Origin of the sequence: Salmonirosea aquatica, assembly GCF_009296315.1 — a bacterium.
Classification (GTDB): domain Bacteria; phylum Bacteroidota; class Bacteroidia; order Cytophagales; family Spirosomataceae; genus Salmonirosea; species Salmonirosea aquatica.
Genome location: NZ_WHLY01000002.1, coordinates 1,770,139 through 1,785,684, shown reverse-complemented (window position 1 = coordinate 1,785,684; position 15,546 = coordinate 1,770,139). Strand labels below are relative to the sequence as shown.

Below are 15,546 nucleotides of genomic sequence, written 5' to 3'. Positions count from 1 at the left end.
ACGCTTGACTGGTTTTGATTAACGCTGACAGCGGTTTGCAACGCTGTCAGCGTTGGAAGATCAGAAATCTTCGTCAAAAGCGATCTTATGGCCTGATTCCTTATCGGTCACGCCCGACATTACGCCAGCTTTCTGGTATTCACCGACGCGCTTTTCGAAGAAATTGGTCTTGCCGGGCAGTGAAATCAATTCCATAAAATCGAAGGGATTGGACGAACCGAAATACTTCTCGCAACCCAGACGTTCCAGCCAGAAATCGCACACGAACTCAATGTACTGCTTCATCAGTTCGGCGTTCATACCGATTAGTGACACGGGTAGGGCTTCGGAAATAAATTCCTTCTCGATTCTTACCGCATCCAGCATGATTTCCAATACACGCTCCTGGGGTAGCTTATTCTTGATGTGATCGGTATAAAGCAGGCATGCAAACTCGCAGTGCAGCCCTTCGTCGCGGGATATCAGTTCATTGGAGAAGGACAAACCCGGCATCAGGCCGCGCTTCTTCAGCCAGAAAATAGAGCAGAATGATCCCGAGAAGAAAATGCCTTCCACCGCCGCGAAAGCAATGATACGCTCAGTAAATTCGGGGCTATTGATCCACTTCAAAGCCCACTCGGCTTTTTTCTGCACGCAGGGTACCGTGTCGATGGCCCTCAATAAGTGGTCTTTTTCGGCAGGGTCTCTGATATAGGTGTCAATCAGCAGCGAGTAGGTCTCGGAGTGGATATTCTCCATGGCAATCTGAAAGCCGTAGAAGCACTTGGCTTCTGCGTACTGTACTTCACTCAGAAAGTTAATGGCTAGGTTTTCATTTACAATGCCATCAGAAGCTGCGAAGAAAGCCAGGATATGGGAGATAAAATGACGTTCGTTATCGCTCAGGTTTACCCAGTCCTTCATGTCCTGCCCCAGGTCTATTTCTTCAGCCGTCCAGAATGAAGCCTCGTGGCGTTTGTACATGTGCCAGATATCCTGATGCTTGATGGGAAAAAGAACGAAGCGCAGGGGATCCTCAACCAAAAGGGGCTCCTGATGAGTGGTGCTTACTTGTGACATAAAAACGATGGTATTTTTTTGATGAAAAAGGTGAAGGTACAACGCCCTGTCCAACCAGATTGTTGGCAAAAATTGGAATAAACAAAACTACACCGATACGGCATGAAATTCAAGGCGCGGGAACCTACTCGAGTGAGTTGTTTGGAATAATTCTATTTTGGAAAAGTCAAGCGTTTAGCTGTCAACTGTTTCGGATAATAAAAACCTTTGAAAGTGAAAACAATTGCTGGACATACCATACGAACCAGTTACTTTTAACCTTAATTATTTCATCAATCAGCCTTACTCGGTGAAAATAGTCGGATTTACAATTATCAAGGACGCCCTTCTGAACGATTATCCAGTTGTCGAAGCCATAAATTCCATACTGCCCGTAGTGGATGAAATGCTCGTCAGCGTGGGACAAAGTGACGACGATACCCTCCAACTGATTCAAGCCATCGATTCGCCCAAGATAAGGATCGTGGAATCGACTTGGGACATGACCCTCCGCCAAGGCGGCAAGGTGCTGGCTGTTGAAACAGACAAAGCCTACCGGCAACTGCCAGCCGACGCTGATTGGGTTTTTTATATTCAGGGCGACGAAGTGTTGCACGAGCAATACCACGCTGTAGTGCGCCATAGTTGTAAGATGTACGTGGGCGATCCGAACGTGGAAGGGCTTTTGTTCAATTATCTGCATTTCTATGGTACCTACGACTACATGGGGGATAGCCGTACCTGGTACCGTCGTGAAGTCAGGATTATTCGAAACGACCCCGCGATTTCGGCTTTTCGCGACGCTCAAGGCTTTCGAAAGGGAAAAACGAAGCTAAAAGTCAAGCCTTCGGGGGCAGCTATCTATCATTATGGCTGGGTAAAAAGCCCGACCCAAATGAAAAAGAAAATGAAGAATGTGGGGCGGTTCTGGAAGGATGAGCAAGCGTGGCAAGAACTGTTGCAAAGCGGAGACTTCTTCGATTTCACCCAGTTCGACTCGCTCACACGATTTGCGGAAAGTCATCCAAAGGTGATGCAGGAACGCATTGCCCGGCAAGACTGGAAGGTGGAAATGGACCTGAATCGTAAGAAATTTGATCTGAAGGATCGCCTGCTTTATTGGTTTGAGAAAAAGACCGGAAGGCGGTTGTTTGAATTCAGGAATTACCGGCAGATATAGGCCTCTTTTCACTGCCGGACAACCTAAATCGATAAAAAAATTTAGTTTTGTAAGCCAACTAGCGCCAAACTCGAAAACAAACCATGATTGAATACTTGAAAGATCTGATTTCTAAAAAAACGGCGAAAAAGAAGGCCCGCCGCCATACTCAAGAATATGGTCATACCATCGATGCATTCCAGATGGCCGAAGAAGGTGAAATCCGGTTCGCTAACTGGAAAAATCCACTCATTCCCCCAAGGTTCTTACCCAACAGGAAGTGAATTTTTTCAAAAAATTCATCCCAAAGGGATCATTGTGCATTGATATCGGTACCAATATTGGAGATACGACTGTCCCGATGGCATTGGCTGCCGGGAAAGAGGGTACCACTCTGGGCTTCGATCCCAATCCTTATGTGTATAAAATCCTGGAAGAAAATGTAAAACTCAACCGCGACAAGGCCAACATCATCCCTTATCCATTTGCCATCACCAAAGAGGAAGGCGAATTCAACTATGCGTCTTCAGAGGCTTCATTTGGCAACGGTGGTATTGCCAACGAAGTCGTTACGGATCAGGGTTCCTTTCAATTGTCACAAAAAGTAAAGGGTGTTGTGCTTGAGGATTTCCTTCTAAAGCACTACTCTGATTTGTTACCCCGTCTTTCATTCATCAAAGTGGATGTGGAAGGTGCCGACCGGGAGGTGATCGAGTCAATCGGCGGCTTGTTAATGAAATACAAGCCTGTGCTGGTGGCAGAGTGTTTCAAGCGATCCACACCATCAGAACGGGCGGAACTTTATGAAACGGTAGCAGGATTAGGCTACTCCCTTTATTATTTTTCCAATTTTGACGATCAGGCCGAAATTATCGCTATTAAGTCGGCAAAGGACATGAACCACTGGAAAACCTTCAACTTCTACGCGGTTCCTAAAGCTGGTTGAGCCCAGTAGCAGCAATGTAGCTCTGCCTCAAAACACCCACGCCAGTACGTTCCATTCGTCTACATGATCCAAGTGTGTGTAGATCGTGCGGAAGCCTACCCGTTCGTGGGCGCGCATGGAGCGGGTGTTGTTGGTCGATACTTCCGTAACGAGCAGGTCAAAATCAGGACGATACACTTCGCGGTGCTTCTGGTATAAGCCATCGAAGGTACCCTGACCCCGGTACTCTTCCGCCACGCATATTTGCCCCATTATGTAATAATTGCTGTGGGTAAGAAAATTTCCCCGCCACGGAATTTGAGCAAACAGGGCAAACATAGGTTGCAGGTCGGGTACCAGCTCTCCCAGGGCGGGAAGCATGGCCAGTGCGTAGGCCGCTATCTTATCGCCATCTTTGGCCACTATCTGCGGGGTAGTATGGTGCATTAGGTTGATTTGCTCCCAGCTATGGCATACCGTGACGAAACCCTGCTCCCGTTTCACGGCTTCGCTTACCTTAGTTTTAAGGTTTTTCTGCTGCAAAGCCAGGATCTGGCGCAGGTCGTCGTTGGTCTGGGCGGTGGTGAAGTGAAGAGGCATAGAGGCAGACAATTTACCGGAAGGCAGAGGCTTGCTAAAAGGAGGTACTTTATAATCAAATCCACTTCTTCTTTCTGAAAAACCACAGTACTACAAAGGAAGAAAGTACCATCAGCAACAGCGACGCCCAGAAGCCCCACGACCAACCCGAGGTAGGCAGCGACACGAAGTTCATGCCGAAGATACCCGCGATAAGGGTAGGTGGCATGAAGATGATCGTCACGACGGTGAAAATTTTGATCACCTGGCTCTGTTCAAGGTTGATCAAACCCATAAAAGTGTTCTGCAGGTACTCCAGCCGCTCGAAATTGAACGTGGTGTATTCCAGCAGCGAACTGATGTCTTTCAGAATGATACGCAGGTGTTCCTTGCGGTCTTCAGGAAAGTATTGACTGCGTAGAATCCCCGAAAGTACCCGTTGCTTATCGATGGAGGTTTCGCGCAGCATCATTGTGATTTCCTGCAATGAGCTGATCCGGATCAGTACCTCCTGCCGGGCTTTCTGTTCGCGGATGAGGTCTTTGCTGATAGAGGAAATATCGCGCGAGATGGCTTCCAGCGAATCGGCATCGGCCTCGATGCGGGTTTCGAGTAGCATGAGCATGAAGTCTACGCCCGTCTGAAACGTATCCGGACTCACCTTCATTTTCTTCACCGTGTCGGCAAAGGTCTTGGAGTCGCCCCGGCGGTAGGTGAAAAGCACGCTACCCCGCAGAATGAACGAAACGGGGTAGGTCTGGTAGCCGTTCGAATTGATCTGCAGGAAGTTGGAGTTGGCGTTGATGGTGTCGTGTTGCTCGAAAAACCGCGCGCTGCTCTCGATCTCCACAATTTCCTGCGGCGTCTGAAAGTCGATGTCGCACTTGGTTTCCACCCACTCCTCTTCTTCCTGTGAGGGTGACTGCAAATCGATCCACAGCGGATTTTCAAGCTTGCCCAACTCCCGTACGTCTGTTTCGCGTTTAATCAGGCGACCTTCTTTGTAGTAGATTCGAACCATTATAGCGGTCGGCCGTTAGCCTTCGGTCTTTTTTACATTGAAATTTCCCTTCAAAGGTAGGGAGAAAAGGAAGAGACTGAAAGTTAACCGAATCGAAGAGGTTTTGATTTCAGTTTTTCAGCTCATCCGACTAGCCGTCGGTCAATTATGCACCAACCGCACCATCTTTGTGCGGCATCCTAATTTCAAGTCAGGTTTTTGAAATAGTGGCTTATTTGAGGTACCTTCGTGAGTCGGTAGTATACGACTGCACCCCTTCGGGGTACTCTGTTTTTACTTTTTGTGGCGATTAATCCAGGTAGGTAATTCCGATTCAAGGCTATGCGAGGTACCCCTATTATCTATCTGGTGGATGACGATCCGGACGACCGGTTTTTTCTGCGGCAGGCCCTGCTTCAAACCAGCCAGGCCATGGAAGTCATTGAAGCCACCAGTGGCTTTGAATTGATGTCGATGATCCAACGGGCTGGCTCGCCCCTTGCCACCCTTATCCTGATGGATATGAACATGCCTAAGATGAGCGGCGTGGAAACCGTCCAGGCCATGCGGTCGAATCCGGGTTTTCCCGTCATTCCAGTGGTTATGATCTCTACCACCAATAACCCTACCTTCGTTCAGAATGCCTTCGATGCAGGCGTCGCCGAGTTTGTGTCTAAACCGGCTACGGTCAAGGGATTTGCTGATATAGCCAATCAGCTCACCATACGTTATCTGGGCTGATCATTTCGGAAGAAAGGGGTTCAATTTCCTGAAGCCATCATAGCGCTGTGGGCTGTACGACGGGTAGTGTGATGATGAAGGTACTTCCGGTTCCTTCCCGCGAATTTGTTGATAGGGTTCCGTAGTGATTGGAGACAATTTTTTTGCACAGAGCCAAGCCCATGCCCATGCCGGCCGATTCGGAATCCAGTTTGTTGAACAACCCCATCACGTAGGTACCATACTGGTTGTCAAATCCTTTCCCGTTATCCGTTACTTCCACTCTCGAATAATCCATGTATCGGTACCTGTCTTTACTGAACTGGTAGCTGTTTTCTTCAACGGTCGTCGAACCAACCATGATGCGCAAGCGGGCGTGTACCTTCCGATTCTGAATGGCATTTTTAAATAGTTCCGTAAAAAGCAACCTCATCTGTCCGGCACGCGCTTCTATCGGAAGCATTTCTCCTACTTCAAGCTCAAAATCATCAAAACCCGTCACGCGGACCGCGTCGGCCTTTGCCTTGGCGATCAGGGCATCCAGCGTAACGATTGTGGGTAATTCTTCATTGGATTCGACACTGACAAACTCCTGCAGGCTCTGGGTCAAAGCACGAAGCCGGGTAACGGAAGCCTGGATTCTCGTAAATTGAGCCTTGATCCCCTGATTTCCAGAAATATTTTCTTCTTTTAAAAGTATATCCAGATAGATGGCTATTTTTCGAATAGGCTCCTGCAGATCGTGCGACAGAACTTTGTTTAACTGCACATACTCCTGATTTCGCTGGATGAGGGTAGCGATCTGACGGTCCAACTTTTGCTGGTGCTCTTCCAGTTGTGCCTGGAGCCCTTTTAATTGCTCGTTGTTTTCGAGGGCTTTTTGCAGGCTCTTTTTGGATTCAAGAATTTCGCTTTCATATTTCTGCCGTTCCCACACGGTAATGAATATGCACAGGTTCACGACTTTTTTACCGCTGGAATCCCGGGTGGCATTGGTCATGACCGGGATACTTTCGCCGGCTTTGGAGCGCAACATGAAGAAAATTTCGCTGACTTTCCCATTCAGCCTCAGCAGAGGAAAAAAGTGCGTCTGGTAAAAAAGCCTGCTGGAAAATGTCAGGATACGGTCCAGTTTGTGGCCGACGAGCTCAGCCGCCTCATAGCCGAGCAGTTCGCAAAGAAAAGTATTGACAAACTCAATGGTACTCCCGTCTCCAAACAACAGACAGGCGCAGGGCATGGTTTGTACAATATAATCGGCACTGTGGGTTACTTTCAAGAAATTCAGGTTAAGACGGAAGATTCGAGGTACTGTTTCATAAAATGGATGGTCTCTTCCGGAGCACTCATGTGCGGGCAGTGCCCGGTTGCTTCCATGAGCACGAGCTGACTGGCGGGAAGATTATCCCGTAGGTAGCTGCCTACCTCGGCGGGGGCTACCATGTCGTCCGAACATTGCAGGATCAGGGAAGGATGACGCACTTTATGAAGATCCCGCCGGTTGTCGGACAGGAAAGTGACCTCGGCAAATTGCCGGGCGATGACGGGATCGGTGGAGCAGAAACTCTCAGTAAGCTCCTGACCCAGTTCGGGGTTACCGGGGTTCTTCATGATGGCCGGAGCCAGAAAGTTGGCCCAGCCGATGAAATTCCGTTCCATGGTGGTGAGCAATTCCTCGATATCGGCGTGTTCAAAGCCTCCTACGTACCCTTGATCGTTGATGTACCGCGGAGAAGGACTTACCAGGATGATTTTCTGAAAAAAAACGGGTTCTTTAATGGAAGCCAGTAAACCTACCATGCAGCTTACCGAATGCCCCACAAAGATGACCTCCCTCAGATCCAAAGCCCGGCAAATGTCCAGTACATCTTCGGCGTAGCCGTTCAAGTTGGCATACCGCTCGGAATTATATGCGCTGACATCCGACTGTCCGCTTCCTACATAATCGAACAGGACAATTTTGTAATCGTCTTCGAAGGCTGGCCATATATAGCGCCACATCTGCTGGGCACAGCCGAAGCCGTGTGCAAACAGCATGGGCGTGGTACCTTTGCCTAGTACCCGAACGTGGTTTCTTTTCAGTACATCGGTAGGCATAAGGTGCAGTGGTCCAGAAGTGCAGATTTTGGCTTAGCCAGGTTAAGTCAATAAAGGTACTACCCATTTTAGAATACTAATGCCTTATCAGGGTTATTTTAGGCCGGGTAGATGTATACAAGCCAATAAACGACGAATCCCGGCTATGAAAGTAGTCGGGATTCGTCGATAGAGAACAAATCGCTCTCATCAAAACTAGCAAAAGGCGCTTATGGAATCGTCGTCAGCGGCGGTACATTGTTCTGGTAGCCATTGTATCCTTTGTTCTGATTCAGGATTCCCTTGGAATTACTATTGATCGACGACTGCGGGATGGGCCACAGCACATGGTAAGGACTCATTTTGTACTCGTCGCCGTGCCGGGTTTTGACGCCCTTGTTATAGAAATTGCTCTTTTCCATAATGCGGTCGTAGAAAAAGTTATTGTCCGAGAAACTGGCCATGTTGTACGACTTCCCGTTGTAGGCTGTTTTGCCCGTCATGGCCAGGATGTAGGCGATGCGGGTCAGCTCCGTCTTACGGGGCTCTTCGTAGTATAACTCCCGGGCGCGTTCGTCGAGGATGGTACCAATGTTGATCTCCGACGGCTCGTAAGGGGCGCAGTTGGCGCGGGTCCGAACGGAGTTGACATCCTTGGCGGCGTTGGTCAAATCCCCCTTCCAGAAATAGGCTTCGGCCCGCAACAGGTACGTTTCGGCCAGACGGAACACGTACCAGTCGGTATGCCCGCCCTGCGGCTGCACGCGTTCGGGATCGGGGATGTACAACTTGTAATGAGGCCAGTCGAACCAGCAGCGGATACTATCGATCGTCAGCACGGTGCCGTCTTCTTTCCGGAATTGCAGGTGCTTGCCGTAGTAAGGGTCCTTGCCCTTCAGGGAGGGGTTGTTGTACAGCAAATCCTCCATCGTCATCCAGTTGCCGGGCTTGTGGCGAAAGTCATTGGCATCATCCCACACACTATGGGTCGAGTACCAGGTGGGGCGCAAACGGCCAATGCCTCGACCGTATTCGGTCACCTGATCTATCTCGATATTATAGGTATCGATGGTACCCCGGTTGCCATTGGGGGTGTTGATGTTGTTGAACCAGAAGGGTACCCCCTGGCGCATACTAGTGGTACCCCCATCCGTGTTGCCCTCAATCTGATAGCGATCCAGTACCAGCATCAGAGCTTCCTTATTCAAGGGCAGGGCTTTGTTTTCGGGCCGATGCAAATCCCACACGACATCTTTGCTGGCGTCAGCTTGATCTACCCCGAAGCGCGAAGTCATAAGGCTATGAGCACCGCCGTCGATGACATTGCTGGCCGACTTGATGGCATCGTCAAACAAGCCAAGGGCCAGGTTTACCTTGGTAAGTAAGTGACTGACTGCACCGCGGTTGACGGTACCTTTGTCTTTTATCACAGGTACCCACTTTTCAGCAAATTCCAGATCTTCCTTCATTTTTTTCAGGATGACCTCACGCTTGGTCGAGAAGAAGTCCAGCTTGGGTTCCGTTACTTCATTCAAAATCAGAGGTACGTCGCCGAATTGCTGCGTAAGGCGGTAGTAGCGGTAGGCGCGGTGAAAATAGGCCCGGCCCAGCACATCATTTTTCTGTGCTTCCGATTCCCACTTGGGCTGTTCGATGCGGGAGATAGCCACATTGGCGTATTTGATACCCTTATAGCCTTCGTACCAGTACCAGCCGATCTTGTTGTAATCGCCATTGTTGAGCTGGGCGTCGGGCGTGATCTGCAAATCCATGTTCTGGGCGGGACCCGACTTGTCGGTGGTACCTTCCACGGCAATATCGGAGAAGATGCTCTCGGTGATAATGGGAGGTGAGTCGCCGTACCATTCGTAGCGCATGTTGCGCTCGCAGGCTACCAGGGTAGCTTCCAGACCTTCGGGATCATTGAAGGTGTTCTCCGGCGAATAGAAGGAGAGCGGCTCAGGGGCGAGCCAGGATTTATCGCAGCTGGTCAGCGTAGCAGCCAGCACAGCGGTCAAAATCAGTTTCGTTTTATTATAAAATTTCATGTTGTTTGGCAGGTTAAGCATTAAAGCGTGATATCAATTCCGACGGTGATGATTCTCGGCGCAGGAACATTGTTGCCATCATCATCCGGCTCCGCATCGTAGTAGTTCCAGTTGGGCGCGTAGTAGCCCAAGTTTTTCACGGCACCGAAAACTTTCAGATTCTGGATCTTAGCCTTCTGTGTGATCGTTTTGGGAATGGTGTAGCCTACCGAGATATTATCCAGGCGGATGAATGAACGATCGCGATACACCGAGAAACCGCTGGAACCGCCTTCGCTGGAATACAACCGCGCCCATTCGTTGTTGGGGTTTTCGGCGGTCCAGTAGGGGAATTTGTACGAACTGGTCCGGTCCAGGAACCCGTCGCGGTTTTTCATCTGGTTGAAGTCGTCCTTGTGTCCCCAGTAGGAATAAAAAGAAACGGCTACATCTAAGACATTGAAGAGGCGGAACTCATTGCGCAGCGTCCAGCGGAAACGGGGATTGCGCCAGCCCTGGAAATCCTTGTCGGCGTTGGTGTACTTGCCATCGCCGTCTACATCCCTGATCTTGAAATCGCCCGGCTGTACGCCATACTTGGCGGCTTCTTCTTTCTCGCTGGTCTGCCATACGCCGTCCACCGTGTAGTCCCATATTTCGTCGATGGAATGGCCGATGAACCAGCGGTTGCCCACATCGTCTATTTCCTTGCCGTTAGCATCCAGATCACCATACAAGTGTACGATTTCGTTGCGATTCAGCTGGAAGGTAGCCGTTGAGCGCCACGAGAATTTTTCGCGGTTCATATTGACCGAACTCAGGTTGAACTCAATCCCCTTGTTCTGTACCTCGCCGAGGTTATCCCATACATAGCTGAACCCAAGAATATCAGGCAGCGAGCGCTGCACGAGCAGATCCGTCGTAGACGATTTGTACAATTCAATTGAACCACTCACGATATTGTCGAAGATTCCGAAGTCCAGACCCAGGTTCACGGATGTGGTGCGCTCCCACTGGAGGTCGCTGTTCTGCATCCGGTTCACATACAATTGGTTCACCTGGTAGATGCTGCCATCCTGGCGTTGGTAGAGGTACTTGCCGGTGTTCAAATCCGAAAGGGCCACGTACCGGCCAATATCCCGGTTTCCGTTGCTACCCCACGACAGGCGCAGCTTACCGTAGTTCAGCCAGGGTATTTTACCAAATTTTTCGTCGGTGAACACCCAGCCTACTGCCGCCGAGGAGAACAACGCGCGCGGGTTCTTCTGTCCGAAGGCTGAGTACCCGTCGCGGCGGGTCGATAGTGTCAGCATGTAGCGGTCTTTGAAGGAGTAGAAAAGGCGGCCCATCAGACCGTCGCCAGTACTTACCTCGTCGTTGCTGCTGATGGTCGGATTTACACCCGTGCCCATATTATGGTACCCCAACACATCAGAGGGCAGGAAGCCCCGGGCTGACATGGAATTGCTCCACCGCTGAAATTTCTCGGCGTTGATCAGGAATGTGGCGTCGAAGTTGTGTACGTCGTTGATCGTCTTGGTCCATTTGAAAATATTATCCACCTGCCAGTAGTAGTCCTTTCTTTGCTCCCGGACGGCGGTTCCGCCCACAGCGGCCCACTCGGCATGTTTGGAGGACTCATGGTTGTAATATTCATAAAACTCGTAGCGCGGCGTGAAATTCATGCGGTAGGTGATGCCCAGGGGCAGATTGACCAACGCGTACAAAGTGGTGTTCAGGGTTGTGAACTTTTTGCGACGGTCAATGAAACTACGGTCGTAGTAGGGGTGCTTGCCCCCGCTTGCTTCGCCATTAGGCCGCCAGATGTAGTTGCCGTTTTCGTCATATTCCGATCCCCAGGGCGAGATAGTCCGCGCCAGATTGTAATCCACCGGCACCTGACTTTCGTCGCGGTCGGCAAACTGTAGTGTGGTACCCACGGTCAGGAATTTATTGATTTTGCCTTCCAGATTCAGGCGACCCCGCACCGTGCTGAACTTGTCGCCGTAAATGATGCCTTCGTTATTGAGGTACCCCAGCGACATGTAATAGTTTAGCCCGTCCTTGCGTCCCGACATGCTGACCGTGTGATCCTGCCGGATGCCGTTCTGGAATACCTTGCTGTACCAGTCCACACTTCTCCCGGCTTTGTAATTTTCTATTTCCATGGGTTGCATGCCCAGGCGCTGGAGCCATACCGTGGTAGGGTCACCTGCCGAACCGTCGTAGGCCAGCCACTGTTCCAGGCTTACACCGGTGGGTAGGTTGTCAGGATTGGTAAACTGGCCGGGTTTGAAATTAGAATTGATATTTTTCATCACCTCGCTCCGCCAGTCAAGAAACTCGTTCGGTCCCCATACTTCTTCATTCTTGGAAACCGACGCTACGCCTACGTTGGTATTGATGTTCACTACTGGCGGGCCTTCCTGTCCTTTTTTAGTAGTGATCAGAATGACCCCACTAGCGGCTTTGGCCCCAAATACGGCCGCCGAACTGGCGTCTTTCAGCACGTCGATGGTTTCGATGTCGTTGGGGTTGATGTCCGAAAGTTCGCCGTAGTAGATGGCTCCATCCAGTACCAGCAACGGGCTGGAAGCGGCATTCAGGGAGTTTTTGCCGCGCACCAGCAGGCTACCCCCGCCTTTTGCCGAGGGCGACATCCCCACGTTCAGACCGGCGATGTTACCCCGTAAAATGTCCTGTACTGACTGGGGGTTTTCATTGTCGAGCTTGGTGGCATTTATTTGCGACACGGCCCCGGTAAGGTCACGTTTTTTGGCGGTACCGTACCCTACCACTACCACTTCGTCAAGGGTTTTCAGATCCGTTGCCAGTATAATGTCTATCACACTGGCGTTGCCTACCGTACGTTCCTGCGTCAGGAAACCCACCGCCGAAAATACCAGTACGTCGGCGTCGGATTTCACATCAATGCTGAACTTACCGTCGGCGTCGGTGGTGGTACCGATGGTGGTACCTTTCAGCAGAACAGTGACGCCGGGAATGCCCGTTTTGTCTTCTTGAGAAGTTACAGTTCCCGTGATCGTTTTATCGACAATGGTACGCAGGCCAGTAGTACCCGGCGTGGGGTACGGCGCTGCGGAAGCAAGCAACGAATGGCCCGTGAAAGCAAAAAGTATGCAGCTCAGAGCCATCCTAAACGAAATATGCATTAGATGTTTTTTCATAGGTGTAAAATTGTTACTTTATTATAGGTTGTTCTTTTTTGACGCCCCATCATAGTACTTTCCCTTACTCCGAGTATCATATTTCCGGGTAAAAAGTGAAATTTACTTTTATAGAAGCCAACGATAAGGGATGCATCGTTAAATACTTATTTACTAATATCTTAACTCAAATGTGCTTCTGCGCCTGATGAGCGGAGATATTTGCTTACATCCCCTACCTTTGTGGAATGCAAACTACCGCCACACCGGGCGTCGCGACACCCGGCATCTTCACCGGGCAATTTTGGCTACTCAGCCTAAGTTCATTTCTGTTTTTTGCCAGTTTCAATATGCTCATTCCCGAGCTGCCCACCTACCTCACGAGCATGGGTGGAGCCGAGTACAAGGGATTTATCATAAGTCTGTTTACGCTCACTGCCGGTCTGTCGCGCCCGTTCAGTGGCCGCCTCACCGACCGCATCGGACGCATTCCGGTCATGGCGTTCGGGTCGTTGGTGTGCTTCGTGTGCGGATTTCTATATCCCGTTTTTATTACTGTGGTACCCTTCCTGCTGCTGCGGTTAGGACATGGTTTTTCGACGGGTTTTAAGCCTACGGGTACGGCAGCCTACATTGCCGATATCGTTCCCGCGCACCGGCGGGGCGAGGCACTGGGGGTATACGGCATGAGTGTCAGCATCGGGGCGGCGTTGGGACCGGCCATCGGGAGTTGGATTGCGGCCGTGTTTTCACTCAATGCCTTATTCTACACTTCGTCGTTTCTGGCGTTTCTCTCGATCGGTATTCTGATCAATATGAAAGAAACACTGAAAAATCCCGCCCGGCTTTCATGGGAGGCATTCAGGATTACCCGCAAGGATGTTTTCGAGCCGCGCGTGCTGCCACCTTCGCTGGTGGTTTTCCTGACCTATTTCAGCTTCGGAGCGGTACTTACGCTCATTCCCGATTTCAGCGATTCACTCGGCTTGCGCAACCACGGCCTTTATTTTCTGGTCTACACGCTTACGTCGCTATTCATCCGGCTGGTGGCGGGCCGAGTCTCGGACCGTTATGGTAGGGTAGAGGTAGTGGTGGTAGGTTGCATCAATCTTATCGTGGCCATGCTGTGTACGGGCTTTGCCACTTCGCCCGTGTTGTTTTTTACGGGTGCCGTGTTTTTTGGTTTCGCCACGGGTATCCTTTCACCTATCCTTACTGCCTGGACAGTGGATCTGAGCGAGGAAGACGGGCGAGGGCGGGCCATGGCTACCATGTATATTTCGATGGAAGCGGGCATTGGCCTTGGGGCCTACCTGGCCGCGGCTATTTTTGCCAATGAAATAGCGCGGCTACCGCTGGCGTTTTCGGTGATGGCCGCTTTGGGATTGACAGCGCTGGTGTATTCGGTGGTTATTTTGAAAATGAATCGGAAGAACGATGCTATTTGACGACAGCTACCGTACCCTTGAGGCGCCCGCCGAAGGTTTTTTCAAAGACCGGGGCAGTAAGTTTTACGCCTTCGCTTATCCCATTCGCTTTGAGGAAGATACCAAACCTCTGTTAGGTACCCTGCGCGAACAACACCCCAAGGCGGTTCACCACTGCTATGCTTATCGCCTAGGGCTGGACCGAAATCACTACCGCGCCAACGACGACGGCGAGCCGTCAGGTACCGCCGGGCGGCCTATTTTGAATACGCTCTACTCACGCGATCTGACCAATGTTCTGGTCGTGGTGGTGCGGTACTTTGGGGGTACCTTGCTAGGGGTACCCGGCCTGATCAATGCCTACAAAACCGCCACCGAGCTGGCTTTGGACGAAGCCGTGATTTTGACAAAATACGTCTGCGACGAGTACGAAATCAGCTTTCCCTACGAAGCGACCAGCGACGTGAACCAGATTCTGAAAAACTACGAATTGGAAGTGACGGAGCAAGCGTTTGAGATGGAATGTACCTTCAAAGTGCTGATTCGAAAAACGCTGTTGAATCGGGTGGTACCTACTTTTGAGGAAATTGAGGGTGTAAGGCTGATGTACCGGAAAACAGTATAACTTCTGGCCTCATGCGGGGAAGAAAACGAATATTTATAAAGTAACAAGCCATGATTTCACGCGGATCTTTTCTCATACTTCTCTTATTGTTCTATGGACTCGCTCATACCGCCGTGGCTCAGAGTAGCCTGCAAAGAAGCACAAGACGGATAAGCTCCCAAGGCACAATTGACAGAAACACTAAAATTTACGACAAAGAGACGGGTATGCAGATACCATTCGAGGAATTTTCCCGGATGTTTGAGGGCGGTTCCAAAGAATACAGTGCCATTCCACAGATTGACGAATACGGACAGGTTTCCTTTTATGTGGTAAGAAAGAAAACGAAAGAAGAATTGGAGCTAGGACAGGCGAATCTATTGAATGATTATAAAAAGCCGGAAGTAGGGCAGGTACTTAGTCCTTTTGTGATGCAGGGGGCCGACGATCAAACGTACAGTTCTTCACAGTTGAGGGGTAGCTACATATTGTTAAGTTTTTGGCAAAATTTAGAGCCCCCATTTTTTAGCGCTGATAGTGCTAAAGATTTGGTAGAATTAATTGGCATAGCGAAGGCGAAGCACATCAAGTTGGTTTCGCTGGGAATCACTATGTCTTCGATGCCGGAAGGTTACGCTGCCATGAACGAGTTCAAGTTAGGGTTCGTGCCTATTCCTGAAGCCCGGAATTTCATGATCAAATATGGGCTTTCGATTTCTCCCTCTTACCTACTCATCGGACCCGAGGGTACCTTGCTGGCTCTCATCGAAAATAATTCTCCTCTTCCTTTGCAAAAGTATCTTAGAAAGTAGCGCTCCTTTACT

Annotated in this window: 14 protein-coding genes; 7 read left to right on the top strand and 7 right to left on the bottom strand. The window is 50.2% G+C overall.

Annotated features, from left to right (window positions below; all coding sequences use genetic code 11):
* Positions 1-60 precede the first annotated feature (60 nt).
* Entirely contained in the window at positions 61-1,059 is a 999-nt protein-coding gene (locus tag GBK04_RS08520; protein ID WP_152758619.1) for a ribonucleotide-diphosphate reductase subunit beta, read from the bottom strand.
* Positions 1,060-1,348: 289 nt separating this feature from the next.
* Between GBK04_RS08520 and GBK04_RS08515 the strand changes: the two genes are divergently transcribed.
* The 3 genes from GBK04_RS08515 (at position 1,349) to GBK04_RS08505 (ending at position 3,143) form a co-directional block, all read left to right on the top strand.
* Positions 1,349-2,218, top strand: a complete 870-nt coding sequence (locus GBK04_RS08515; protein WP_373330831.1) for a glycosyltransferase family protein — start codon at positions 1,349-1,351, stop codon at positions 2,216-2,218.
* Positions 2,219-2,301: 83 nt separating this feature from the next.
* On the top strand, positions 2,302-2,481 hold the full coding sequence (locus tag GBK04_RS08510; protein ID WP_152758617.1) for a hypothetical protein: 180 nt from the start codon (positions 2,302-2,304) through the stop codon (positions 2,479-2,481).
* A gap of 32 nt (positions 2,482-2,513) precedes the next feature.
* Complete coding sequence (locus tag GBK04_RS08505; RefSeq protein ID WP_444544415.1) at positions 2,514-3,143, top strand: FkbM family methyltransferase; 630 nt, start codon at positions 2,514-2,516, stop codon at positions 3,141-3,143.
* A gap of 27 nt (positions 3,144-3,170) precedes the next feature.
* Here GBK04_RS08505 and GBK04_RS08500 read toward each other — a convergent pair whose 3' ends face one another.
* Positions 3,171-3,722, bottom strand: coding sequence for a GNAT family N-acetyltransferase (locus tag GBK04_RS08500; RefSeq protein WP_152758613.1), 552 nt, complete (start codon positions 3,720-3,722; stop codon positions 3,171-3,173).
* A 55-nt stretch (positions 3,723-3,777) separates the two neighbouring features.
* Entirely contained in the window at positions 3,778-4,722 is a 945-nt protein-coding gene (corA, locus tag GBK04_RS08495) for a magnesium/cobalt transporter CorA (protein ID WP_152758611.1), read from the bottom strand.
* A 321-nt stretch (positions 4,723-5,043) separates the two neighbouring features.
* Here corA and GBK04_RS08490 point away from each other — a divergent pair, with 321 nt between their 5' ends.
* On the top strand, positions 5,044-5,442 hold the full coding sequence (locus GBK04_RS08490) for a response regulator (RefSeq protein WP_152758608.1): 399 nt from the start codon (positions 5,044-5,046) through the stop codon (positions 5,440-5,442).
* 37 nt (positions 5,443-5,479) lie between these two features.
* On the opposite strand, the gene GBK04_RS08485 is transcribed toward GBK04_RS08490, so the two are convergent.
* From GBK04_RS08485 to GBK04_RS08470, 4 genes are all read right to left on the bottom strand, one after another.
* Complete coding sequence (locus tag GBK04_RS08485) at positions 5,480-6,700, bottom strand: PAS domain-containing sensor histidine kinase (RefSeq protein ID WP_152758607.1); 1,221 nt, start codon at positions 6,698-6,700, stop codon at positions 5,480-5,482.
* Between the two features lie 5 nt (positions 6,701-6,705).
* Entirely contained in the window at positions 6,706-7,518 is an 813-nt protein-coding gene (locus GBK04_RS08480; RefSeq protein WP_152758605.1) for an alpha/beta fold hydrolase, read from the bottom strand.
* Between the two features lie 209 nt (positions 7,519-7,727).
* Entirely contained in the window at positions 7,728-9,545 is a 1,818-nt protein-coding gene (locus tag GBK04_RS08475) for a RagB/SusD family nutrient uptake outer membrane protein (protein ID WP_152758604.1), read from the bottom strand.
* A 20-nt stretch (positions 9,546-9,565) separates the two neighbouring features.
* Positions 9,566-12,712 carry a SusC/RagA family TonB-linked outer membrane protein gene (locus GBK04_RS08470; protein WP_373330829.1) on the bottom strand — a complete coding sequence of 1,049 codons (3,147 nt, stop codon included), beginning with the start codon at positions 12,710-12,712 and terminating at the stop codon, positions 9,566-9,568.
* A 227-nt stretch (positions 12,713-12,939) separates the two neighbouring features.
* Here GBK04_RS08470 and GBK04_RS08465 point away from each other — a divergent pair, with 227 nt between their 5' ends.
* From GBK04_RS08465 to GBK04_RS08455, 3 genes are read left to right on the top strand one after another with little or no spacing between them, the layout of a single operon-like run.
* Positions 12,940-14,139 carry an MFS transporter gene (locus GBK04_RS08465; protein ID WP_152758602.1) on the top strand — a complete coding sequence of 400 codons (1,200 nt, stop codon included), beginning with the start codon at positions 12,940-12,942 and terminating at the stop codon, positions 14,137-14,139.
* Entirely contained in the window at positions 14,129-14,743 is a 615-nt protein-coding gene (locus tag GBK04_RS08460; protein ID WP_152758600.1) for an IMPACT family protein, read from the top strand. The genes GBK04_RS08465 and GBK04_RS08460 overlap by 11 nt, the downstream gene beginning before the upstream one ends.
* 50 nt (positions 14,744-14,793) lie before the next feature.
* On the top strand, positions 14,794-15,534 hold the full coding sequence (locus GBK04_RS08455) for a peroxiredoxin family protein (protein WP_152758598.1): 741 nt from the start codon (positions 14,794-14,796) through the stop codon (positions 15,532-15,534).
* The last annotated feature ends 12 nt before the right edge of the window (positions 15,535-15,546 follow it).

What these genes read in the sequence shown, in the direction of transcription:
- GBK04_RS08520 (WP_152758619.1), bottom strand. Translation starts at nt 1,059, where the DNA reads ATGTCACAAGTAAGCACCACTCATCAGGAGCCCCTTTTGGTTGAGGAT.
- GBK04_RS08510 (WP_152758617.1), top strand. Translation starts at nt 2,302, where the DNA reads ATGATTGAATACTTGAAAGATCTGATTTCTAAAAAAACGGCGAAAAAG.
- GBK04_RS08500 (WP_152758613.1), bottom strand. Translation starts at nt 3,722, where the DNA reads ATGCCTCTTCACTTCACCACCGCCCAGACCAACGACGACCTGCGCCAG.
- corA (WP_152758611.1), bottom strand. Translation starts at nt 4,722, where the DNA reads ATGGTTCGAATCTACTACAAAGAAGGTCGCCTGATTAAACGCGAAACA.
- GBK04_RS08490 (WP_152758608.1), top strand. Translation starts at nt 5,044, where the DNA reads ATGCGAGGTACCCCTATTATCTATCTGGTGGATGACGATCCGGACGAC.
- GBK04_RS08480 (WP_152758605.1), bottom strand. Translation starts at nt 7,518, where the DNA reads ATGCCTACCGATGTACTGAAAAGAAACCACGTTCGGGTACTAGGCAAA.
- GBK04_RS08475 (WP_152758604.1), bottom strand. Translation starts at nt 9,545, where the DNA reads ATGAAATTTTATAATAAAACGAAACTGATTTTGACCGCTGTGCTGGCT.
- GBK04_RS08470 (WP_373330829.1), bottom strand. Translation starts at nt 12,712, where the DNA reads ATGAAAAAACATCTAATGCATATTTCGTTTAGGATGGCTCTGAGCTGC.
- GBK04_RS08465 (WP_152758602.1), top strand. Translation starts at nt 12,940, where the DNA reads ATGCAAACTACCGCCACACCGGGCGTCGCGACACCCGGCATCTTCACC.
- GBK04_RS08460 (WP_152758600.1), top strand. Translation starts at nt 14,129, where the DNA reads ATGCTATTTGACGACAGCTACCGTACCCTTGAGGCGCCCGCCGAAGGT.
- GBK04_RS08455 (WP_152758598.1), top strand. Translation starts at nt 14,794, where the DNA reads ATGATTTCACGCGGATCTTTTCTCATACTTCTCTTATTGTTCTATGGA.